Annotated in this window: 19 protein-coding genes; 10 read left to right on the top strand and 9 right to left on the bottom strand. The window is 65.9% G+C overall.

What is annotated here, in order from left to right:
- Positions 1-206: 206 nt before the first annotated feature.
- Positions 207-1,139 carry an ABC transporter six-transmembrane domain-containing protein gene (locus tag J2X70_RS02495; protein ID WP_025874535.1) on the top strand — a complete coding sequence of 311 codons (933 nt, stop codon included), beginning with the start codon at positions 207-209 and terminating at the stop codon, positions 1,137-1,139.
- A 15-nt stretch (positions 1,140-1,154) separates the two neighbouring features.
- Here J2X70_RS02495 and J2X70_RS02490 read toward each other — a convergent pair whose 3' ends face one another.
- From J2X70_RS02490 to J2X70_RS02475, 4 genes are read right to left on the bottom strand one after another with little or no spacing between them, the layout of a single operon-like run.
- Entirely contained in the window at positions 1,155-1,538 is a 384-nt protein-coding gene (locus tag J2X70_RS02490; protein WP_309908778.1) for a nuclear transport factor 2 family protein, read from the bottom strand.
- 49 nt (positions 1,539-1,587) lie between these two features.
- Complete coding sequence (locus tag J2X70_RS02485) at positions 1,588-2,274, bottom strand: hypothetical protein (protein WP_309908776.1); 687 nt, start codon at positions 2,272-2,274, stop codon at positions 1,588-1,590.
- Between the two features lie 43 nt (positions 2,275-2,317).
- Positions 2,318-3,184, bottom strand: coding sequence for an MBL fold metallo-hydrolase (locus J2X70_RS02480; RefSeq protein WP_223482504.1), 867 nt, complete (start codon positions 3,182-3,184; stop codon positions 2,318-2,320).
- Positions 3,181-4,035 (bottom strand): MBL fold metallo-hydrolase, encoded by an 855-nt coding sequence (locus tag J2X70_RS02475; RefSeq protein ID WP_025874531.1) that lies wholly within the window; start codon positions 4,033-4,035, stop codon positions 3,181-3,183. Before J2X70_RS02475 ends, J2X70_RS02480 begins: the two co-directional genes overlap by 4 nt.
- A 99-nt stretch (positions 4,036-4,134) precedes the next feature.
- On the opposite strand from J2X70_RS02475, the gene gcvA reads away from it, so the two are divergent.
- The gene (gene gcvA, locus J2X70_RS02470) at positions 4,135-5,046 is read left to right on the top strand and encodes a transcriptional regulator GcvA (protein WP_309908772.1); all 912 of its coding nucleotides are present in this window, start codon (positions 4,135-4,137) and stop codon (positions 5,044-5,046) included.
- 14 nt (positions 5,047-5,060) lie between these two features.
- Here gcvA and J2X70_RS02465 read toward each other — a convergent pair whose 3' ends face one another.
- Together J2X70_RS02465 and J2X70_RS02460 are read right to left on the bottom strand one after the other, a co-directional pair.
- A complete protein-coding gene (locus J2X70_RS02465; RefSeq protein WP_263928861.1) occupies positions 5,061-5,969 on the bottom strand; it encodes a methylenetetrahydrofolate reductase in 909 nt (302 codons plus the stop codon).
- Complete coding sequence (locus tag J2X70_RS02460) at positions 5,969-6,883, bottom strand: LysR family transcriptional regulator (RefSeq protein WP_309908769.1); 915 nt, start codon at positions 6,881-6,883, stop codon at positions 5,969-5,971. The genes J2X70_RS02465 and J2X70_RS02460 overlap by 1 nt, the downstream gene beginning before the upstream one ends.
- Before the next feature lie 175 nt (positions 6,884-7,058).
- Between J2X70_RS02460 and msuE the strand changes: the two genes are divergently transcribed.
- From msuE to J2X70_RS02445, 3 genes are read left to right on the top strand one after another with little or no spacing between them, the layout of a single operon-like run.
- Positions 7,059-7,640, top strand: a complete 582-nt coding sequence (gene msuE, locus J2X70_RS02455; RefSeq protein WP_025874527.1) for an FMN reductase — start codon at positions 7,059-7,061, stop codon at positions 7,638-7,640.
- Positions 7,641-7,698: 58 nt separating this feature from the next.
- Positions 7,699-8,676 carry a DUF1852 domain-containing protein gene (locus J2X70_RS02450; RefSeq protein WP_080148744.1) on the top strand — a complete coding sequence of 326 codons (978 nt, stop codon included), beginning with the start codon at positions 7,699-7,701 and terminating at the stop codon, positions 8,674-8,676.
- A 40-nt stretch (positions 8,677-8,716) separates the two neighbouring features.
- On the top strand, positions 8,717-9,757 hold the full coding sequence (locus tag J2X70_RS02445; protein ID WP_263928863.1) for a methionine synthase: 1,041 nt from the start codon (positions 8,717-8,719) through the stop codon (positions 9,755-9,757).
- A 117-nt stretch (positions 9,758-9,874) separates the two neighbouring features.
- Here J2X70_RS02445 and J2X70_RS02440 read toward each other — a convergent pair whose 3' ends face one another.
- Both J2X70_RS02440 and J2X70_RS02435 read right to left on the bottom strand, forming a co-directional pair.
- Positions 9,875-10,879, bottom strand: coding sequence for a PHB depolymerase family esterase (locus J2X70_RS02440; RefSeq protein WP_025874524.1), 1,005 nt, complete (start codon positions 10,877-10,879; stop codon positions 9,875-9,877).
- An 87-nt stretch (positions 10,880-10,966) separates the two neighbouring features.
- Positions 10,967-12,370, bottom strand: coding sequence for a GntP family permease (locus J2X70_RS02435; protein WP_309908766.1), 1,404 nt, complete (start codon positions 12,368-12,370; stop codon positions 10,967-10,969).
- Positions 12,371-12,551: 181 nt separating this feature from the next.
- On the opposite strand from J2X70_RS02435, the gene J2X70_RS02430 reads away from it, so the two are divergent.
- From J2X70_RS02430 to J2X70_RS02415, 4 genes are all read left to right on the top strand, one after another.
- Positions 12,552-14,726, top strand: coding sequence for a TonB-dependent receptor (locus J2X70_RS02430; RefSeq protein WP_309909058.1), 2,175 nt, complete (start codon positions 12,552-12,554; stop codon positions 14,724-14,726).
- A gap of 11 nt (positions 14,727-14,737) precedes the next feature.
- Entirely contained in the window at positions 14,738-15,616 is an 879-nt protein-coding gene (locus tag J2X70_RS02425; protein ID WP_309908764.1) for an alpha/beta hydrolase, read from the top strand.
- Positions 15,613-16,098: a MaoC family dehydratase gene (locus tag J2X70_RS02420; protein ID WP_243747109.1), complete on the top strand. Its 486-nt coding sequence runs from the start codon at positions 15,613-15,615 to the stop codon at positions 16,096-16,098. Before J2X70_RS02425 ends, J2X70_RS02420 begins: the two co-directional genes overlap by 4 nt.
- Positions 16,099-16,167: 69 nt before the next feature.
- The gene (locus J2X70_RS02415; RefSeq protein WP_309908761.1) at positions 16,168-19,500 is read left to right on the top strand and encodes a PAS-domain containing protein; all 3,333 of its coding nucleotides are present in this window, start codon (positions 16,168-16,170) and stop codon (positions 19,498-19,500) included.
- 7 nt (positions 19,501-19,507) lie between these two features.
- Here the strand turns inward: J2X70_RS02415 and J2X70_RS02410 are convergent, their stop codons facing one another.
- Positions 19,508-20,182 (bottom strand): response regulator transcription factor, encoded by a 675-nt coding sequence (locus tag J2X70_RS02410; RefSeq protein WP_025874518.1) that lies wholly within the window; start codon positions 20,180-20,182, stop codon positions 19,508-19,510.
- An 88-nt stretch (positions 20,183-20,270) separates the two neighbouring features.
- Between J2X70_RS02410 and J2X70_RS02405 the strand changes: the two genes are divergently transcribed.
- Positions 20,271-22,115, top strand: coding sequence for a 3-hydroxybutyrate oligomer hydrolase family protein (locus J2X70_RS02405; RefSeq protein WP_309908759.1), 1,845 nt, complete (start codon positions 20,271-20,273; stop codon positions 22,113-22,115).
- Positions 22,116-22,125 lie beyond the last annotated feature (10 nt).

Genomic DNA, 22,125 nt, shown 5'->3' with positions numbered 1-22,125 from the left:
AGGGGCTCGATTGCCGATGGATGCCGAGCCTCGCCCCGGGTCGAGCTCCCCTGGCCGGTACACGCCCGTCGCTGAACGCTGCCAGCATCTCCACGCAATCTCCATCGCTCCTCCATGCTCCCTCCAAAGGACTGCAGATACTGGCAGCGATCAGGGGAAATGCCTCCATCGATCCCCTGCCCCATCCTCGATCTGCCCAGGTCCCCATGAAACCCCCACACGATCCGGCCGTCGCAGCCGGCAGCATCGGCCAGCAGAATGCGGCCGCCACCCTGAAAGCCATCCTGCGCACCTACCCCTGGCAGCTCACTGGCACCTTTTCGCTGGTGGCGCTGGAGAATGCGCTGCTGCTGGCCTATCCGCTGTTCGCCGGCTTCGCGGTGGACGCGATCATCCGTGGCAACGTCGGCCATGCCATTTCCTACGCCGGCGTGGTGCTGCTGTTCTGGCTGGTAGGCGCCGCCCGCCGTGCGGTCGATACACGCACCTTCACCCGTATCTACGCCGATCTGGCGGTAAACGTGGTGCAGGCGCAGCGGCGCCTGGGCCAGGCTACCTCCACCTCGGCGGCGCGGGTGGTACTGGCCCGCGAGTTCGTCGACTTCTTCGAGAAGCACGTGCCGATCATCGCCACTGCGCTCGTTTCCATGTTCGGCGCGGCGGCGATGCTGCTGGCAATCGAACCCCTGGTTGGGGCCGCCAGCCTCATCGCCCTGCTCGGTGCGCTGGTGTTGCTGCCCTCGTTCGCTCGCCGCAACGAGCAGTTGCACGGCCGCCTGAACAACCGGCTGGAGCATGAAATCCGGCTGGTCGACCGGGTCGGCCCGTCGGTACTGCGCCGCCACTACCGCACCCTGTCGCGACTGCGCATCCTGCTCTCCGATCGCGAGGCTGGTGCCTTCGTGGTGGTCGGTGCGGCTGCTGCGGTGCTGTTTGCCTTGACCATCGGCCGCCTCGCCACGACCGATGGCGTGACCCCTGGCCACGTCTATGCGGTGATGACCTACCTGTGGACCTTTGTCGGCAGCCTGGACGATGCACCGTCGATGGTCGACCAGCTGGCAAGGCTGAAGGACATCGGCCGCCGGGTGAGCCCGGGAATGGAGGATGCGGAGAACAACGTCCACCCCGGGCCATGAGTCACCGCCGGCTGTCTAGGCGATTGTCTCCATTGCTGCGGGCAGAGCGACAACCGAGCCGCCCAGCACCTGCCAGACACCGGCCGTCTTCCCCCAGAAGCGGCAGTACCTGAAGCGGCCAGAGAAGGCTGCGCCATCGAAGGTTCCGGCCAGGTCCGCAGTAGTGAGTGCAACAGCGGTTTGATCATGCAGGGCAATCTCCACCGATTGCCATTCGGCCATGCTCAGCTTCTGGCGCCCTGAACGATGCAGGGCCAGATCATCCTGCTTGCCAAACACTTCGCCCGAAGGCCCCACAAAGATCAGGGCGTCTGCAATCAGGCCATCCAGCGCGGCCACGTCGCTGGTGAGCATCGCGATGCGCAGCGCTTCTTCGAGCTGCCGTATTTCAGTTTCCATGCCGGCTCCATGGTAGTTGGGCGATTGCTGCGTCAGTGACAACCTGCCATCACTGCCGATGGGCTTCGGGCGCCAGGGTATGGATCACCCTGCCCTGCACGTCCAGGAACTCGATGGCCCCGTAGCCTTCCGGCGTTACGGTCAGGCGCAGCCTGGCGCGGTCCTGTTGATCGTTCAGCGCGATGGCGGGGGTGCCATCGGCTGCCACCGCCATCTCGATGCGTGTTGGCGTCTGCACCCCCGGAATCAGGCGATTGTCCAGCCGCGGCTCGCGAATCAGCGGCGGCGCCTGGTTGATCGAGAACCGCACGTCGCCGTCGGGCGACACGCGCCAGCCAATTGCATCCATGGCCGGGTGGTCAAGCGCCAGTACGGCCATGCCGCCCTCGACGTCTGCGGTTCCGAAGCCACCGCGCTCGCTGCCCTTGTGGTCGTACAGCACCATGCCCGCCACATTGAAGGCTCGCTTGTACTGGATGCCATCGATGATGGGCGGTGGCGTCTGGCCCGAGAGCGTCATCCGGATCACTCCGTTCTCGTCGACGATATCGATCCGCCGCGCCGTGATGCGTTCTTTGTCGGGAGCATCCACGCGGGTCTCCGGCGAGGTGCTGACGATAACCTTCTGCAGCTGCTCGACCGAGGGGCGTTTGGGGCTGGTGGTTTCCGCCGCCAGGGCGGCCATGGAAAAAGAAGAAAACGCGATGGCGGTTGCAATGCAGTGTGCTCGATTCATGGGTTCTCCCAGGGCCAGGAATGATTCACGCGCGGATACGGGACTACGCCGGCCATGTCAGCCACGCGCCCGGCTCGACGACCTGCACGGCCACGGCACGGTCACCGGCTGCCTTGCGAAGCCGCCCGAGCGGGTCGTCCACTTCCGCATAGTTGTCCATTCCGCTGATGCCATAGTGAATGGGCACCAGCGTGCGTGCGCCGAGGATTGCCGCCGCTGCCACCGCTTGCTCCGGCGTCAGTACGCCAGGCTGGCCACTTACGGGCTCGCGCCAGCCGAACGTGGCGCCATTGATGGGGAGGAAGGCCGCATCGAACGGTCCGAACTGGCGCCCGATACGCCACCAATGGCCGTGCCATTGGGTGTCGCCGCCATGGAAGATGCGTCGGCCGCCCGCTGCTACCACCCAGGAAACCTGCGTATCGCCGTAGCCGTCCGATGCCGGTACCGGCGTTGCAGTGAAGTCGCCCAGCAATTGGGGCTCCCACAGCGCGCTCGGCCGTGCACGTGCGGCTGCGGGTAGCGGCATGGGCTGCAGGCCGGCTGGATATGCGAGTGTTCCCCCTTTGCTGAGCGCCGCCGCAACCGCATCTGCATCGAAGTGATCGGAGTGGGTGTGGGTGACCAGCACGTGGCTTTCGCCCAGCACATCGTTCACCGGCACCAGCCGGTCCGGCAATGCCTTGCCCCACGTTGCGGGATTCACCAGCGGATCAATCAGCAGCGTGCTCTCCGGCAACTGCAGCCGCACCCCGGCCCACGCCAATCGCTGGGCCCGCAGGCTGCGCATCTCCGCCGGTGGCGCAGCGGAACCAGCAGGGACCAGCGCAGCAGCGGCCACACCGGCGCAACGGGCAAGGAAGCGTCTGCGACTGCCCAGCGCCGGTGCGTTGACGGCATCGTGTTTCATGCGGCCTGCTCCCTTGCTGCCAGCGCAGCGTCCAGGGAGAAGATCGACTGCGCGACGATCGCCGTGAGATTGTGTCCATGCCATTCTCGTTCGAATGCCGTCGGCGTTACCCCCGACGCGATGCAATCCTCCAGTCTGATGGCTGCCATCAGCGCCGTGGTCTCCGTCGGCGCAGTTCGCAGCCGGATATCCACGACGATCTCCTGCATCCGCTGCAGGTAGTGGAGTGCATTGCCCAGCACCGCCGCATCGAAGACCCCGATATGCCCGCCGACCACCCTGCTGCGCCCGAACTGCTGGATACGGCCGATGGCGGCGCGCTGCAGCGCCGGGTCCGACCGGGAGAGATAGACGATGTTGCCGACGATGTTGTCGCCCACGCAGACCAGATCGGCGCTCGGCACATCCACGCTCATGTGGTCCATCGTCTTGCCGGGGTTGTACAGGAAGCGCAGCTGGTGGCGCCCCCAGCGCATGGCGAGATTGTCGAACACGATATCGGGATCGCGGTAGCGTGATGCCACCGGTTGGTTCTGCGAAAGAAAGGCATGCCGGTGATGGCGGTGCGCCAGGGTCAGCGCCTCCGGAAACAGCGTCATGCCACAGATGTGGTCGCTCATGAAATGGGTGGCGGCAACCAGTCGTACCCTCTTGCCCATCTGCCCGTGCAGTACGTCCCGCAACCAGGCGGCATCCTCCTCGCTGCCCAACGCGTCCACCAGCAGCACCTGGTCTCCGTTGACGAAGGCGGTAGCGACCGATTCAACCTGGTCACCGACGAACATCAGCACATCTGGGGCAAGCTCCTGAATTCGCACGGCGGGCTTTCCGGGTGGGAGGATCGGCATCATCACCAGCTCATGCGGCACCCGGCAAACGAGTAGTTCTACGCTTCGCGTTAGAAAAATTCATGCGCTACGATGACAGAGCCCCTGCTTTGGATGGTGCCCGTGAAACCCCGCCCCACTGCCCCACTGAATGCGCTGCGCACGTTCGAAGCGGCTGCCCGCCACCTCAGCTTCAATCAGGCGGCGCGCGAACTGTTCGTCACCCCGGCTGCGGTCAGCCATCAGGTCAAACACCTCGAGGCCTATCTGGGCGTAAGCCTGTTCCAGCGCAATCACCGCGCCGTGGCGCTCACATCAGACGGCGCGGCGCTGGCAACAACGGTCGGCGATCTACTTGGGCAGCTGGACCTGGCGTTGGAGCGCGCCAGGACGCGCGCACCACACGAGCTGCGGGTGACAACCATGGAGTCGTTCGCCGCGAAATGGCTGGCCCTAAGGCTGCATCGCTTTCACCATGCGCACCCCAATGTCCGGGTGCGCATCGACACCGGCAATGAACACGCCGACTTTCTGCGCGGAGGATTCGATGTCGGCATCCGCTACGGTGCAGGCAACTACACCGGCGTGCGTGCTGAGCTGCTGTTGAAGGCGCCGGTATTCCCTGTGTGCTCGCCCGCGCTGCTGGCCGGCACTGCTGGCCGGCTGCAGCGGTCTGATGATCTGCGCCACTGCACGTTGTTGCACGATGAAAGTGCCACGGACCGCCCCGGCGTGCCGGCGTGGTCACACTGGCTGGAGGCCGCCGGCGCCATCAACGTCAACGCAAGCGCTGGGCCGGTCTTCCCCAGCATCTATCTTGCGCAGGAAGCGGCGGTGGCCGGCCATGGCGTGGCGCTCGGCGTGGCGCCGCTGGTGGAAGACGATCTCCGCCAAGGCAGGCTGGTGAAACCCTTCAGCCTGGAGCTGGAGAACCGTTACGCATTCTGGTTGATCCGTCGCGAGAGGGCTCAGGACCGCCCCGATGTGCAGGCGTTCTGCCAATGGCTGGGTGAGGAGTGCAGTGATCGGCCATGACAGGCCCATGCGTGTCATGACGGTTCATCGGCAACAGGTGAGCGGGTCGTGTGCGCATCGCCTGCACGCATCCGGTAGTGCTCCACCCACTCCATGGTCGGTGCGATACCGCCGAAGGGAAACAGATGCGGGCTGACCTGCCCATGGGCTTCGGTCAAGCCCTCTGCCAGGCGGTCCACGAACACGTCCGGCCCGGCTCTTCCCAGCAGGCGGCCGATGGAGATGCCGTAGCGGGACAGCATCGAGGTGCTTGCAGCGACGCCGCACATGGCCGCATAGCGTACAAGCCGCGCGATGCTGGCCGGCCCGGGAACGCCCACCAGCACCGGATGGGTGATGCCACGGGCGCGCAGTTCATTCAACCAGGCCAGAACGATATCGGCGTCGAATGCGAACTGGGTGATGACCAGCGGTGCCATGCCTCGCTCTTCGATACGCTGGCACTTGTTTTCAAGCACGCGCCACCTCTCGGCGCTGGTCATCACCGGATGGCCTTGCGGATGCCCGCCCACCCCCACGACCTTGATGCCGGCGCGCTCGAGAATGCCGCTCTCGATGATCGATGTGCTGTCGGCGAACGGCCCGGCAGGCGTGGCAAGATCGCCTGCGATCACGAAACAGCGGTCAATGCCAGCGTCGATGACGGCACGCTCGATGAAGTGCTCCAGCGCCGCCCGCGAGCCGATGCGGCGTGCGGAAAGGTGCGGCATCGGCTCGAACCCCAGTTCGCGCACCCTGCGTGCCGCCGCCAGACGCGCAGCATCGTCCTCGCTCGGCAGGTAGGGAATGGAAATCGTCGTCCCCCGTGCAATGCGGGCGGCTTCGGCGCGCAGCGCAGGCATGGCCTTGGCACTGACTTCCAATGAAAAGGCGTTGACGAAGGTCTGCGCCAGTGGCTCCATGCGGCCAACGCCTGCTGACATCAGCCGGCACCACGCAGGTTGCCGGCGCTTGCGGAGCTGTTCCGTGCCAGTTCGACAAACGCCTGCAGGTAATCGATACCGGTATCGGCCTCACGCGCGCCCAGGTAGATCTGCTTGGGAATGCCTTTCGCACCCAGACGCACCGGTACCACGTCCATGCGGGCTGCATATTCCTCCACCAGCCAACGTGGCATGGCGGCCACGCCGCGACCGCTGGCCACCATCTGCATCATGATGTCGGTGGTTTCGATGGCCTTGTGGCGCCGGGGCGTGACCCCGGCAGGCAGCAGGAACTGGTTGTAGATATCCAGCCGCTCGAACGGCACCGGATAGCTGATGAGTACTTCCTGGCTGAGCTGGCGGGGCTTGACGTGCTCGACCGACGCCAGCGCGTGGCCCTTGGCCACCACCAGCACCTGCTCGTAATCGAAGACGGGGACGAACTTCAGACCCGGCTTCAACAGCGGGTCGGGCGTGACCAGCAGGTCGATTTCATAGCCGAACAGGGCGCCGATGCCGCCGAACTGGAACTTCTGCTTGACGTCCACATCGACGTCGGGCCAGCTGGCCAGATAGGGCGAGACGATCTTCAACAGCCACTGGTAGCAGGGGTGGCATTCCATGCCGATGCGCAGCGCGCCACGCTCGCCCTGCGCGAACTGGCCCAGCCGTTCCTCGGCCAGGTCCAGCTGCGGCAGCACCCGGTTGGCCACCGCCAGCAGGTACTGGCCCGCCTGGGTCAGGCGCAGGCTGCGGCCTTCGCGCAACCAGACGTTGGTGCCCAACTGCTGCTCCAGCTTCTTCATGCTGTGGCTCAGGGCTGACTGGGTCAGGTTCAGCACGCCGGCGGCGGCCGTGAGCGACCCCTGCTGCTCGACCTGCTGCACGATGCTGAGATGGATCCGCTCCAACATGACGATGAATCTCACTCATGGATTGGTGAAGTAATACCATTTTACGTCATGGGAAGGGCTGGCTAGCATCGGCTCATGCCTTCGGATCCCTGCCAGCGCGGCTACCCAGCCGGCACGCAGGACTGCGCCCCTGCAGGTCACCCCGAAGCAGCCCCTCCCCTGCTGAAGCGAAGAGATGACCCGCCCCCTCCGTATCGTCGCCGTTTCCGGCGGGCTGCAGCGCCCCTCAAGGGCCGCGACCCTGGCCGAGCACCTGCTGGACCTGATCGGCGAAGGCGTCCCCTGCGATCAGCACCTGATTGAACTGGGTGAACTGGCGCCACAACTGGCCGGTGCGCTCCGGCGCTCGCAGTTGCCCGAAACCGTGGAGCGGCAGTTGGCCGCTGTCGAGCGGGCCGATGTGCTGGTGGTGGTTACGCCGGTCTACCGCGGTTCGTACACCGGCCTGTTCAAGCACTTCTTCGATTTCATCGACCAGGACGCGCTGGTCGATACCCCGATCCTGCTGGCCGCCACTGGCGGCAGCGAACGCCACGCGCTGGTGATCGACCACCAGCTGCGACCGCTTTTCAGCTTCTTCCAGGCGCGAACCCTGCCCTTGGGTGTCTACGCAACCGACAAGGATTTCGCAGACGGCTGCGTGCAGAACGAGGCCCTGATGCAGCGGGCGCGGCTGGCAGTGCAGCGAGCGATGCCCCTGCTTGCCCTCTCCCATCGTGCAGCACCTGCCGTTACCGAGGCCGCTGCAGTCCTCTGAATGCCGAATGCCAGCGACCTGCATTCGGATGTCACCCCCGCAACCCGGAACGCCGCCCATGACGACCGAGAACTTCACCTTCAGCATCACCCGTATTCCTTTCAACGAGGACTACCAGCCCGCTGACGGCACGCGCATCACCACCAACTTCGCCAACCTGGCCCGCGGCGAATCCCGCCAGGAAAACCTGCGCAACACGCTCGGCATGATCAACAACCGCTTCAACGATCTGGCGCACTGGGACAACCCCAGCGCGGATCGCTACGCGGTCGAGCTGGACATCATCTCGGTGGAGATGCACATCGATGGCAGCGACGGCAGCGATACGTTCCCGTTGATCGAGGTACTGCGGCCGACCATCGTCGACACGCGTACCGGCGTGCGCACGGAAGGCATCGTCGGCAACAATTTCTCCTCCTACGTCCGCGACTACGATTTCAGCGTCGTGCTGCCCGCCAGCAACGAAGGCAAGGCCACCTTCGGCATTCCCGAGGACTTCGGCGATCTTCATGGCAAGCTGTTCAAGCACTTCCTGGCGTCCGACGCCTACCGTGCGCACTTCAGCAAGCCGCCGGTGATTTGCATCAGCGTGTCCAGCAGCAAGACCTACCATCGCACCGAGAACCACCATCCCATCCTGGGCGTCGAGTATCGGCAAGGCGAGTTCTCCCCCACCGACCAGTACTTCGACAAGATGGGGCTGCAGGTGCGCTACTTCATGCCGCCAGGCAGCGTCGCGCCACTGGCGTTCTACTTCCAGGGTGACCTGCTGGGCGACTACTCGAACCTGGAACTGATCGGCACCATCAGCACGATGGAGGCCTTCCAGAAGATCTACCGCCCCGAGATCTACAACGCCAATTCCGTAGCGGGCAAGGTCTACCAGCCCAGCCTGAAGCACCAGGACTATTCGTCCACCCGCATCGTCTACGACCGCGAAGAACGCAGCCAGCTGGCGGTCAAGCAAGGCCGGTTCACCGAAGAACACTTCATCAAGCCGTACCGCGCCGTGCTTGAGCAGTGGGCCGCCCGCTGATCCACCGCTTTTCCATTCGCCCCTCAGGACACAAGACACAATGTCGACGAAGAAACTGCTCCCCACCTCCACCGCAGGCAGCCTGCCCAAGCCCTCCTGGCTGGCCGAGCCCGAAAAGCTCTGGTCGCCCTGGAAGCTGCAGGATGACGGCCTGATTGAAGGCAAGCAGGATGCCCTGCGCCTGTCCCTGCAGGAACAGCAGCACGCCGGCATCGACATCGTCAGTGACGGCGAACAGACACGGCAGCATTTCGTCACCACCTTCATCGAACACCTCAGTGGCGTCGATTTCCAGAAGCGTGAAACCGTCCGCATCCGCGACCGCTACGACGCCAGCGTGCCCACCGTGGTGGGTGCGGTGAGTCGTCCGAAGCCGGTGTTTGTGGAAGATGCGAAGTTCCTGCGCAGGCAGACTACGCAGCCGATCAAATGGGCGCTGCCGGGCCCGATGACCATGATCGACACGCTCTACGATGCGCACTACAAGAGCCGCGAAAAGCTGGCCTGGGAGTTCGCCGGGATCCTCAACCAGGAAGCCAGGGAACTGGAGGCGGCCGGCGTCGACATCATCCAGTTCGACGAGCCTGCCTTCAACGTGTTCTTCGACGAAGTGAACGATTGGGGTGTCGCTGCACTGGAGCGCGCTGTCGAAGGGCTCAAGTGCGAAACCGCGGTCCATATCTGCTACGGCTACGGCATCAAGGCCAACACCGACTGGAAGCAGACGCTGGGTTCGGAATGGCGCCAGTATGAAGAGTCGTTCCCGAAGCTGCAGACGTCCAGCATCGACATCATCTCGCTGGAATGCCACAACTCGCACGTGCCGATTGACCTGATCGAGCTGGTGCGCGGCAAGAAGGTGATGGTCGGTGCCATCGATGTGGCTTCCAGCACGGTCGAGACGCCGGAAGAAGTGGCCAACACGCTGCGCAAGGCCCTGCAGTTCGTGGATGCTGACAAGCTCTACCCCAGCACCAACTGCGGCATGGCGCCGCTGTCGCGTGACGTAGCACGAGGCAAGCTGCGCGCGCTCAGCGCAGGTGCACAGATCATCCGCGACGAGCTTCTGGCCCGGGGTTGAGCACGAGTGCGCATGCGGGCGGACACGCTTGGATGGATGAGGCAAAGGCCGCGCGCCAGTGCGGGAGCCCACCGCTCCCACACTGGCGCCGCCTCCCCTGCTCCTGTGCCCCCACACTCAGCGCTGCTGATCCTTCAGGAACAGCCAGGTAATCAACGTGGCATCCGGGCCCTTGGGATCGGTGAACGGCAAACCGGACTGGCTGCCGCTCCAGGCATGCCCCATCCCCTGCACCACGTAATGCTGCACCAGCGTCCTGCCGCCATAGGTGTAAGAGTCAACCGTGTAGGCACGCCCACCCGGCACCTGGCCGTGGAAGGTGCTGGTCGGCACGTACTTCACCGAGTCGTTGTCCACGCCATCGTCAGCCAGGTCGTTGGTCTGCAGGAACTGGCGCACGGCCTGCTGCCCGTTGATCGGGTTCACCGTGGCGTCGGCGGTGCCATGGAAGACCAGCACCGGGATCGGCCGCGGCGACGGCGAGCCCGAGCACTGCCAGGCCAGCCGCCCGTTGCTGTCCGGTGAGTAGATGCTGCCGGCCAACAGCGCATAGGCGCTGCCGGAAATCGTGGTCGCGCCCTTGTACATGCCGCCGGAGTGGATCGCGCCCGCCGCGAACACATCCGAATAACAGGCCAGCATGATCGAAGTCATCGCCCCGCCGGCGGAAATGCCGGTGACGTACACCCGGTGCGGATCGATGCTGTAGCCCGCCTTCACCTTGTCCACGATGCCGGCCAAGATGGAGGCTTCGCCACTGTCGCGTGCCTGGTTGATCGGCAGCTGCCAGTTCCAGCAGCGTGCGGGGTTGGAGGTTACGTTCTGCCGCGGGTAGACCACGATGAAGCCTTCGGTGTCGGCCACCTCGTTGAAGCCGGAGGCCTCGCCCATCAGGTTCGGACCGGTCACGCAGCCGTGCAGCACCAGCAACAGGGGCAATGGCCGCGTTTCGTCGTAGCCGGCCGGCACCCACACCTGGTACTCGCGGGCACCGAACAGATTGCCGTACAGGCCAACGTCCCAATGCCCGGGTGGGTCTGCCGCAGAGGCGGCGCCCGTGGTGGCCAGCCAGGTGCACAGCAGCAGCATCAGCGCCTTGATTGAATCGATTCCAGATTTCATGACCAGATCCTCATGCGTGAGTCGTGGATGAAGTGGTACCGGAAATCCTCGTGGACCGACCTTCCAGAGGGTGCTGCGACGCCGCTGTCAAACCCAGCCGGTGGCGTAGTAGATGCCGATCACCACGAACACCGCGAGGGTCTTGATGATGGTCACTGCGAAAATGTCCTTGTAGGCCTGCCGATGGGTCAGCCCGGTGACCATCAGCAGGGTGATGACTGCACCGTTGTGCGGCAGGCTGTCCATGCCGCCCGATGCCATCGCGGCAACACGATGCAGCACCTCCATCGGGATGCCGGCAGCCTGCGCGTTGGCGATGAAGGTCTCCGACATTGCCGCCAGGGCGATGCTCATGCCGCCCGATGCAGAGCCGGTGACGCCGGCAAGACCGGTTACGGTGACCGCTTCATGCAGCAGGGGGTCCTTGATCGCCCCCAGCGCGTTGGCCACCACCATGAAGCCAGGCAACGCGGCGATGACCGCGCCGAAGCCATATTCCGAGGCGGTGTTCATGGCTGCCAGCACGGCACCACCGATCGCCGCCTTGGTGCCTTCGGCAAACTGGGTCACCACCGGGCGCCAGGCCAGCGCCAGCACCGACAGGATGCCAACCAGCAGCGCCCCCAGCACGGCCCAGATTGCGGTGATCTTCGCCACGCCCTGCACCACCGGCGCGGCGCTGCCCATGATCGACGGCACGAAGCTGTGCTCCGCACCGTACCAGTGCGGTATGCCCAGGGTGAACAGCTTGTTGGACACAAACACCAGCAGCAACGGCAGCACGGCAATGCCCGCGTGGGCCAGACGGGTGCCTGCAAACGGTGCCGGCTCGTTCACCAAGGTGGCCGGGTCTCCGTAGCCCTCGCCACTGCGCACCGCCGCGCGGCGGCGCCACTCCAGGTAGGCCATGCCCACCGCAAGCACGAACACACTGCCCAGCGTACCCAGCACCGGAGCCGCCCAGGTATCGGTGCCGAAGAACGTGGTCGGGATGATGTTCTGGATCTGCGGCGTGCCCGGCAATGCGTCCATGGTGAAGCTGAAGCCGCCCACTCCCAGCGTGGCCGGAATCAGGCGCTTGGGGATGTCGCTCTGGCGGAACATCTCGGCCGCGAACGGATAGACCGCGAACACCACCACGAACAATGACACGCCGCCGTAGGTGAGCAGGCCCGACACCAGCACGATCGACAGCATCGCCCGCTGCGGTCCGAACAAGCGGATCGCCGCACCCACGATCGAGCGGGAGAAGCCGGACAGTTCGATCAGCTTGCCGAACACCGCGCCCAGCAGGAACACCGGAAAGTAGAGCTTGAGGAAGCCAACCATCTTGTCCATGAACAAGCCGGTGAACATCGGTGCCACCAGCGAGGGATCGGTGAGCAGCACTGCGCCAAGCGCGGCGATGGGCGCGAACAGGATCACGCTGTAACCGCGGTAGGCCACCAGGATGAGGAAGGCCAGCGCTGCAAGTACGATCAGTAACGACATACGGCGCTTCCGGGTGGGGACGCGCCCAGTATCCGGATCTGGCGACCGCTGCCGACTGGACCTAGGTCCACTCGCCGGTGCGCAACCGCGCCGCTAGCCTAGCGTCCATGGGTGGCAATGGGCCATTCGCCGCGTACATGCCTTGGGGGAGGACCGAATGAAACGGAATTGCTTGAGCCTGATGATCGGCACACTGCTGGCCACCGGGCCGGTTCTGGCGCAGGACGCACCGCAGAGCACGCCGGCAGCCGCCCGCACCGCTTCGGCCACCAACCTGGACAGCATCACGGTGACCGCACGCAAGCGCGAGGAGACCCTGCAGGAGGTGCCGGTTGCCGTCACCGCATTTACGTCCGAAGCCCTGGACAAGATGAACGTCCAGGACATCAGCGACCTTGATGGACAGGTCCCCAACCTGACCATCTACGCGGCGCGCGGCGCCAGCAGCACGGTCACCGCCTACATCCGCGGCATCGGCCAGTCCGACCCTACCTGGGGTGCTGACCCGGGCGTGGGCATCTACCTGGACGACGTCTACATCGCCCGTCCGCAGGGCGCGTTGCTGGACGTGTTCGATGTCTCGCGCATCGAGGTGCTGCGCGGTCCGCAGGGCACGCTGTACGGCAAGAACACCATTGGCGGTGCCATCAAGTACATCTCGCGCGGCCTGCCCACCCAGACCGAAGGCTTCGCCCAGATCACCGTGGGCAACTACAGCCAGCTGGACGCCAAGGCGGCGATCGGCGGCCCGATCGGCGGGGCCGACAGCGGCCTGCGCGCGCGCGTGGCGGTGGCCAGCATGAATCGTGACGGCTTCGGCGAGAACACCTTCACCAACCAGCCGGTCAGTGACAAGCAGATCAATGCCGCACGCTTCAACCTGGGTGCGTATGCGGGCGACGACTTCGACGTGCAGTTCGCCCTGGACTGGATCGATGACCAGTCCGGCATGCGTGGCTCGAAGATGCTGGCACCCAACCCGTTCGTGCGCGCCTACCCGCCGATGGATGACCGCTACGACATCCGCTCGGGCATGCGCAACCTCAACAGCGTGGAGACCAAGGGCGCCTCGGCCACGGTGAACTGGCGGCCCAGCGAAGACGTTGCATTGAAGTACGTGGTGGCCAAGCGCGAGTCGGACAGCGACGCGAACATCGACTTCGACAGCACGCCGGTCAAGCTGGCCGATGTAGGTGGCACTTACCATGACGACCAGGTCAGCAACGAGGTGCAGCTGAACTACGATGCCGGCGGCCGCGTGCGCGGCGTGGTGGGCCTGTACCAGTTCAGTGGCGAGGCCGGTGGACAGATCCGCAACAACTTCTTCAACCTGCAGTTCGGCGACACTCGTGGCAAGGTGCTCACCGACAGCATCGCGCTGTATGCCGATTGGACGTTCGACCTGACCAGCAAGCTGAAGCTGGACGTCGGCGCCCGCTACACCGACGAGGACAAGCGCGCGATCGTGCTCAACCGCTTCTACTCCGATGCGACGTTCACCCGTCCGATTGCGGTCGCCGCCGATTTCGACAAGAAGACCAATTTCAAGAACGTCTCGCCCAAGGTGTCGCTGGACTACCAGATCACCCCGGACATCATGGTCTACGGCCTGGCTACGCGTGGCTTCAAGTCCGGCGGCTACAACATCCGCGCCAATGCCGTTGCCGTGCCACGCTCGGCCGAGCCGTTCGATGACGAGACGGTCGACAGCTTCGAGATCGGCAGCAAGATGGCCTTCCTCGACCAGCGCCTGTTCCTGAACCTGTCGGCGTTCCACAACAAGTACAAGGACATCCAGCTGTCGGTGTTCACCGGCATCGATACCAACGGCGACGGTGTCGACGATGCCTTCTTCGGCGATTTCACCAATGCCGGCGCCGGCACCATCAACGGCCTGGAAATCGAGTACCAGTACCTGCCCAGCCAGCACTGGCTGATCTCCGGCAACCTGGCCTGGCTGGATGCCAAGTATGACGAGTACTTGGACCGCGGCGTCAACGTGGCCAAGCAGATGAAGTTCACCAACGCACCGGACTTCTCGGGCGCGTTGAACGTGGAGTACCGCACCGACCTGGCCAATGGCAGCAACCTGTCCGCACGGGTGAGCTACAGCTACCAGAGTGAAGTGTGGCCGACCACCGATCTGAGCCCGGTGATCCGCCAGGACGGCTACGGGCTGGTCAATGCCGGCGTGACCTGGAAGCTTGACGACGCCTGGACCTTCTCGCTGCAGGGTACCAACCTGGCCGACAAGGAATACCGCACCACCGGTTACAACATTCCGGCGGTCGGCACGCTGATTGGTTTCTATGGGCCGCCGCGCCAATATAGCCTCAGCGTCCGTTACGATTTCTAGGAAGCTTCTGCATGACACCGTCTTACGATGATCTGTACTGGAAAAGTGACGATGGCCTGCGCCTGCATGCGCGTGACCATGCTCCTGCAGGCGCGCAGCCGGCGCGCGGCACCGTGGTCTGCATCCCCGGCCTGACCCGCAATGGCGCCGACTTCGATGCGCTGGCCGCATCGCTGACTGCTGCGGGTTGGCGGGTGATCGCGGTTGACCTGCGAGGACGCGCAGGTTCGGAACGCGCATCGGACCCGTCCAGCTACAACCCGCGCACCTATGCCGACGACATGGTGGCGCTGCTGCGGTCGCAGAACATCGACAAGGCGGTATTCGTCGGCACCTCGCTGGGGGTGCTGGTCACCATCACCCTGGCCTCGCGTGCGCCCGGGCTGATCGCCGCGGCAGTTCTGAACGATGCCGGCCCCAAGGTGCCGCGCGAAGCGCTGGCGCGGATCGGCAAGTACGCCGGCAAGCCCGTGCCACCGATGGACCTGGCACAGGCCACGACCTATGTGGAATCCATCGGCAAGGCCGCGTTTCCGCGCTTCACCGTCGACGACTGGCGGGCGATGGCCGTACGCACGTTCCGCCAGCGCAGCGATGGCCTGCTGGAACTGGACTACGACCCCGCGGTGATCCGCACCACCCGGCCGTGGCTGCTGTGGCTGCTGCGCCCGGTGCTGTGGCGCGCGGTGCGTGGGCTGACCGCACGCGTGCCGGTGCTGGTGGTTCGTGGGGCGTTGTCGGACATCCTGCCTGCCGATGTCGCGCAGCAGATGGCCGCCACGTCGCCCAACGCCCGCCTCGTCGAAGTACCGGAGGTGGGTCATGCACCGATGCTGTCCGAGCCCGAGGCGCGTGACGCGATCCTGGCATTGCTGGAGCGCGTGCGATGAGTTCCGGCGTGTCGAGGGATGCGCTGCCTGCCGCCCTGCAGGCCCTGCACCAATGGGCGGCAAGCGAGCGGCTGAGCGGCAGCACGCGCATCGCGCAGTCGCGCATCGATGCTTTCGCCGAGGCCACCGGTGACCACAATTGGATCCACACCGATCCTGCCCGCGCACGGACCGGCCTGCCGGGCGGGCAGACCATCGCCCATGGGTTCCTTCTGCTCTCGCTTACCGTAGAGGACGACGTGGGGGCCCTGGCCGGTTTTCCCGGCATCGCCCACGTACTGAACTACGGCTTGAACAAGGTCCGCTTCCTGGCGCCGGTGCCGAGCGGTTCCGAGGTACGGGTGCGCTCGCAGCTGATGTCCTTGGAAGCGCGCAGGCCCGGGCAGTGGCTGCTAACCCAGCACAAGACCGTGGAAGTGGCTCCCGCCGGCGAGACAGCCGTGGTCGCCGAACAGTTGTCGCTGATCGTGCTCGCCGACTAGCGCCGCACCGTCCTCCCGCGCGGGGCGGGCCGGCTGCCCGCCGGCCGCGGTTCTCTCTACACTGGAGCGATGTTGACGCCCTCCATCGTCCTGTTCGCCTGCATCGCGTGGACCGTGCTGCTGTTCGGCGTCGCCCTGTGGGGGGAACGCCAGGGGCATCGGCTGTCGAAGGTATGGCCAGCCATCTACGCGCTGTCACTGGGCGTGCACTGCACGGCGTGGACCTACTACGGGGCTGCCTCGCAGGGCGTGCAATGGGGCTTCCCGATTCCGCCGACACTGATCGGCATGGCCCTCATTTTTGCCTTCGGCCTGCCGTTCCTGGTGCGGCTGGGCCGATTGGCCAAACAGCACAACAGTGCCACCATCGCCGACCTGGTGGTCGCGCGCCTGCGCGCCGACCAAGGGCTGGGCATCACCATCACCCTGGTCGCGCTGTTCGGCATCATTCCCTACATCGCGCTGCAGCTCAAAGCGGTCAGCCAGGGTCTTGCCGCCCTGCTCGGTGATCAGTTCGCACCCGTTGGCTGGCAGCTGGACGTGTCGTTCTGGTTCGCGCTGACGATGGCGGCGTTCACCACCCTGTTCGGTGCACGCAAGGCGTCGGCGACCGAGCACAACCGCGGCATCGTGGTCGCGCTGGGCCTGGAATCACTGTTGAAGCTGACGGCACTGCTGGCCATTGGCCTGTATGCCGCGCTATCGGTGCACAAGGCCGGCACGCCGCTGCTTGAGAAGATGGCGCACCTGCCGCCGCCGGCGGTGGTGCCGGATTACCTGACCATGGTGGCGCTCGGTGCCATGGCCGCGTTCACCCTGCCCCATCAGTTCCATGTGGGCGTGGTCGAGCTGCGCCAGTCATCGGACCTGAAGACGGCGCGCTGGCTGTTCCCGGTCTACCTGCTGTTGATCGGCCTGCCGTCGGTGCCGATGGCACTGGCCGGTGCCGCGCAGCTGCCGCCCTCGATGACGCCGGATCTGTACGTGCTGGCCCTGCCGCAGGAGCGCGGCCATCACCTGCTGGCACTGCTGGCATACCTGGGCAGTCTGAGTGCCGCCACCGGCATGATGATCCTGTCCGGGCTGACCCTGTCGATCATGCTCGGCAACCACGGTGTGGGCTCGCGCCTGCTGAGCGGCGTCAACGGCTTCAACACCGGCGCGGATCTACGACCGCGGGTGCTGGCCTTCCGGCGCGCCGGCATTCTCGCCGTGTTCCTGATGTCGTGGCTGTACAGCCGTGCGATGAGCGGCACCGAGGCGCTCAGCGATTTCGGCCTGATGTCGTTCACCGCGCTCTCGCAGCTGGCACCGGCGGTGTTGCTGGCGGTGTACCGTCCGCGCACGCCCTCCCCGGCCATCATCGCCGGCATCGTACTGGGCTCGCTGGTCTGGTTGTGGCTGGTGCTGCTGCCCATGGTGCTCCCTGCGCCGCTGGCGTCGGCCGGTCCCGACGGACTGCACTGGCTGGCGATGTTCTCGCTGCGCATGCAGCCGGGCCATATCGCCATCAGCATGGGCGCCAGCCTGGCGGTCAACCTGGTAACCGTGGTGCTGGTGTCGCGCGCGGTGCGTCCTTCTGTGCCTCGGCAGCGCGACGCGGTGGCTGCTGCGTCGTTGCGCAAGACGGCTGGGCGCTTCCTTGGCCAGGAACGGGCACGCCAGCTGATGGACGGGCACGCCGGGCAGATGCTGGACGACGACCGGGTGACTGCCATCGAGCGCGAACTGACCGCCGTGGTCGGTGCAGGCATGGCGCGGCTGCTGGTGGAGGCGGCACGCGATGGTGGCGCTGCGCCGCTGGACGCTGTTACCCGCGCGGTCGGTGAAGCCACCCAGGTGCTGCGCTTCAACCAACGCCTGCTGGAGGCCGCCCTGGAGAACATGAGCCAGGGCATCAGCGTGGTCGATGCGCAGTTGCAGCTGGTGGCCTGGAACAGCCGCTACGCCGCGCTGTTCAAGTTCCCGCCGGAGCTGCTGCAGGTGGGGCAGCCGGTGTCGAACCTGACGGCGTGGGCACTGGGACAGCTGAAGATCGGCGACACCCCTGGTGACTCGCGCGACAAGGCGTTGCAGCGGCGGGTGGTGCACATGCGGCGCGGCACGCCGCACCTTTCCGAGCGGATTTTCCCGGACAACACCATCGTTGAGATCCGAGGCAACCCAATGCCCGGTGGCGGCTATGTGGCCACCTTCACCGATGTCACCGCGTTCCGGCGGGCAGAGGACGCGCTCAAGCGCAGTAACGAAACCCTGGAGCGCCGCGTGCAGGACCGCACCGCCCGGCTTGAACAGGCCGTGCATGAAGCCGAGCGGGCCAACGTAGCCAAGACCCGCTTCCTGACCGCAGTCGGCCATGACCTGATCCAGCCCCTGCATGCGGCGCAGCTGTTGACCGACGCCATGTCGCAGCACATCGAATCGGAATTCCTGGACAGTTTCCTGCGCCAGATTCGCGGCGCGCTGGATTCCACCGACGATCTGCTGTCGGGCCTGCTGGATATTTCGCGACTGGAAGCCGGTGGCCTGGTGGCCGATCCGCGCCCGTTCGCATTGTCGACCGTGCTGGAGCCGCTTGCGCAGGAGTTCGCGGTGCTGGCCGCGGCGCGCGGCCTGCAGTTCCGCCATGTGCGCACCCGCGCGTGGGTGCACAGCGACCCGTTGCTGCTGCGCCGCGTACTGCAGAACTTCCTGGCCAACGCCATCCGCTACACCCGCCGTGGCGGCGTACTGCTGGGCGTTCGCCGGCACGGCCAGGCACTGTCGATCGGCGTGCATGACAGCGGCCCCGGCATCGCGCCGGAGCAACAAGCCGTGGTGTTCGAGGAATTCCACCGTGGCGACCGCAGCAATGGCCAGGGCCTCGGTCTTGGCCTGACCATCGCGCACCGCATTGCCGACCTGCTGCATGCACCGTTGGAACTGCAAAGCGAACTGGATCGCGGCTCGGCCTTTTCCATCACCGTGGCGCGTGCAGCGCCGCCTGAGGCCCCACGCACCGAACCCGCCGCTGGCAACAGCAGCATCAAGGGCATCCGCGTGCTGCTGGTCGACAACGATGCGGAGGCGCTGGAGGCAATGCGGCTGATGCTGCTTGCCTGGGGCTGCGATGTCATCGCGGCGCGCGATGTCGCTGCGCTGGGCGCGTCCGCACATGAGGCGGCACTGTGGCTGTTCGACTACCACCTTGATGAGGGCGATACCGGCGTCGCACTGTGGAAGCGCCTCGTCACCGTACATGGCGCGCGGCCGACGGTGATCCTCAGCGCCGATACCGGCAATGACACGCGCGAGGCGGTGCGCAGTGTGGGCCTGTCACTGCTGAACAAACCGTTCAAGCCGCTGGCGCTGCGCTGGGCGATCAACCATCTGCTGGCAACGGCCAGCACGGAAAGGACCTGACGAAGGTTCAGGCGTCCTGCGCGTCTTCGATCTGCCGGGATGGGTCGGTCAACCCCATCTCGTGCAGCACGCGGATGGCCTGCGCGCGATTGCGTACGCCCAGTCGTCCCATGATGCGGGTCATGTGTGCCTTGACCGTGCGCAACTGCACGCCCAGCCGGTCGGCGATCTGCTTGTTGAGCAGCCCTTCGGCCACCAGGCTCAGCACCTTGTACTGATGCGCGGACAGGCTGGACAAGCGCGCGGCAAGATCGGCGTCCTTGCTGAAGGGCGCCACCCGCGCCACCGGCTCGCGCAGCAGCGCCGGTATCCAGCGCTCACCTTCCAGCACGGTCTGCAGTGCGGACTGCAGGTCGGTCAGGCCAGAGCTCTTGGGCAGGTACCCGGCTGCGCCCAGGTCGATGGCGCGGCGGATCACGTGCGGCTCTTCATTGGCCGAAACGATGATGATCGCCAGCCCCGGTTGCAACGCGCGTATGGTCGCCAGTCCGGCCAGGCCGTGGTTGCCCGGCATGTGCAGGTCCAGCAGCATCAGATCGATCTGCTGGCTCTCGATCGCTTCGAGCACGCCGTGCAGCGAATCGGCCTCGCTGATCTGCAGGTCAGCCACCGCCTCTTCGGCGGCGCGATGCAGCGCCGCGCGGAACAAGGGGTGGTCATCGGCGATGAGCAGGGTCGGCATGTCCAGCCGAGGTTAGCAAATCGCCTGCGCCTGGGCACGGGTACCAAGGTACGCTGGCGTGCGCCGCCCGGATGGTTAGGGTGGAGCAATGAACATCCACCGCCCCGTCATGCTGCTGTGCGCCGCGCTGCCATTGCTTCTGGGCAGCATCTCCAGCACCCACGCCGCCCCGCCCCGCCCCACTACCGCTGTTCCGGTGTTCGAGCAGTGGCGGGAAACCGCGCATCGCGGCAGCGACGAACTGCTGACCGCAGGCCTGGGCATCGACGCCCTGCGCTCGGCCACCGCGCCGGCGTTTGCCAACCCGGCCCAGCCCACGGCCGAGGAAGCACGGCGTCGTGCGATCTGGAGCAGCTGGCGCGGCATCGCCGACCTGACACCCGGCGGCGGCTTTGGCGATGTCTACGGCAGCCTGCAGGCGGTACCCGGCCGCGAATTCTCCGCCTATGCGCGCGTTCCCGGCGCGCGCCATCCCCACCGCGTGCTGGTGCAGGTGCCCGACAGCTTCGACGCCGCGCGGCGCTGCCTGGTCGTCGCGGCATCTTCCGGCTCGCGTGGCATCCATGGCGCGATCGCGGTTGCCGGCAGCTGGGGCCTGGCACATGGCTGCGCGGTCGCCTATACCGACAAGGGCGCCGGCAGTGATTACTACGATCTGGACGCCAAGGCCGGCTTCCAGGCAGACGGCACGCCAGCCAGCCAAGGCGCGTTGGCCTTCATTCCTGCGGGTGCGACAGCCACGCAGGGAATCGCCTTCAAACATGCCCATTCCGGTGACAACCCGGAAGCGGACTGGGGCCGCCATCTGTTGCAGGCGCTGCAGTTCGGCCTGCAGGCGCTGGACCGCGCCTATCCGCAATCGGCCCCGTTCACTGCGGCCAATACACGCACGCTGGGCGTGGGCGTATCCAACGGCGGTGGCGCCGTGCTGCGCGCGGCGGAGATCGAAGGCGACTGGTTCGATGCAATGGTGGCCGGCGAACCCAATGTCTCGGTGGCCGGCGCACCAGCGTTGTATGACTTCGTCACCCAGGCCGCGTTGCTGATGCCCTGTGCCCTGCTGACGGAGGACGATCTGCCACAACCGCCGATGCGGGCGCAGGCCGTGCCGGGGTGGACCCAGCGATGTGCCACGTTGAAATCCGCTGGGTTGGTGCAAGGCGATGACACTGCAGCACAGGCACGGTCGGCACGGCAGCAGCTGCTCGACGCGGGTTTGAGCGCCGATGCACTTCGCGCCGGTGCATTCTCCACCGGTTTCGATCTGTGGCGCGCCATCGCAGCGACCTACTCGTCAGCCTATGGACGCTACGCCACGGGCGAACATCCCTGCGCGTACAGCTTCTCGGCCGCCGGCACCGACGGCAGACCCCACGCGGCCACGGCCGAGGTTCGTGCAACCTGGTGGAGCGAGGGCAGTGGCATCCCGCCGGGCAGCGGCGTGGTTCTGGTGGACGGCAATGCCACCGGGGCAGCAGCTGATCCGCTGCGTGGCCTGAACTGCCTGCGTGCACTCGGCGAGGGCGACAGCGCCGATGCCCGACGGGTACGCGCCGGCATCGCCGCAGCGACTGCCAAGGCGCCGCGTCGCGGCCTGCCGATCGTGGTCATCCATGGCCTGGACGACGGGCTGGTACCGATCAGCATGACCAGTGATCGCTACGTGCCACTTGCCCGCAAGGCCGGGGCGCAGATCGCCTATTGGCGGGTGAACAAGGCACAGCACTTCGACTCGCTGCTGGCCTTCCCGGACTACCGGAAGCGCTACGTCCCGCTGCTGCCCTACCTGTTCGCGGCGATGGACCAGGTGTGGGAACACCTTGAAGATCCAGCGCGAGCGCTGCCGCAGGATGCACTCATCCAGCCGAGCCCACGCGCGGAAGCGCCGCTGCTGCGCGAGCAGCTGTCCATTCCCGCGCCCCCCGGCCGCTGACGCGCCGCCC

The sequence above is a fragment of the Stenotrophomonas sp. 1337 genome (assembly GCF_031455455.1).
GTDB lineage: Bacteria > Pseudomonadota > Gammaproteobacteria > Xanthomonadales > Xanthomonadaceae > Stenotrophomonas > Stenotrophomonas indicatrix.
Note: the sequence above shows the minus strand (reverse complement) of the source record. Positions and strands in the feature narration are given on the sequence as shown.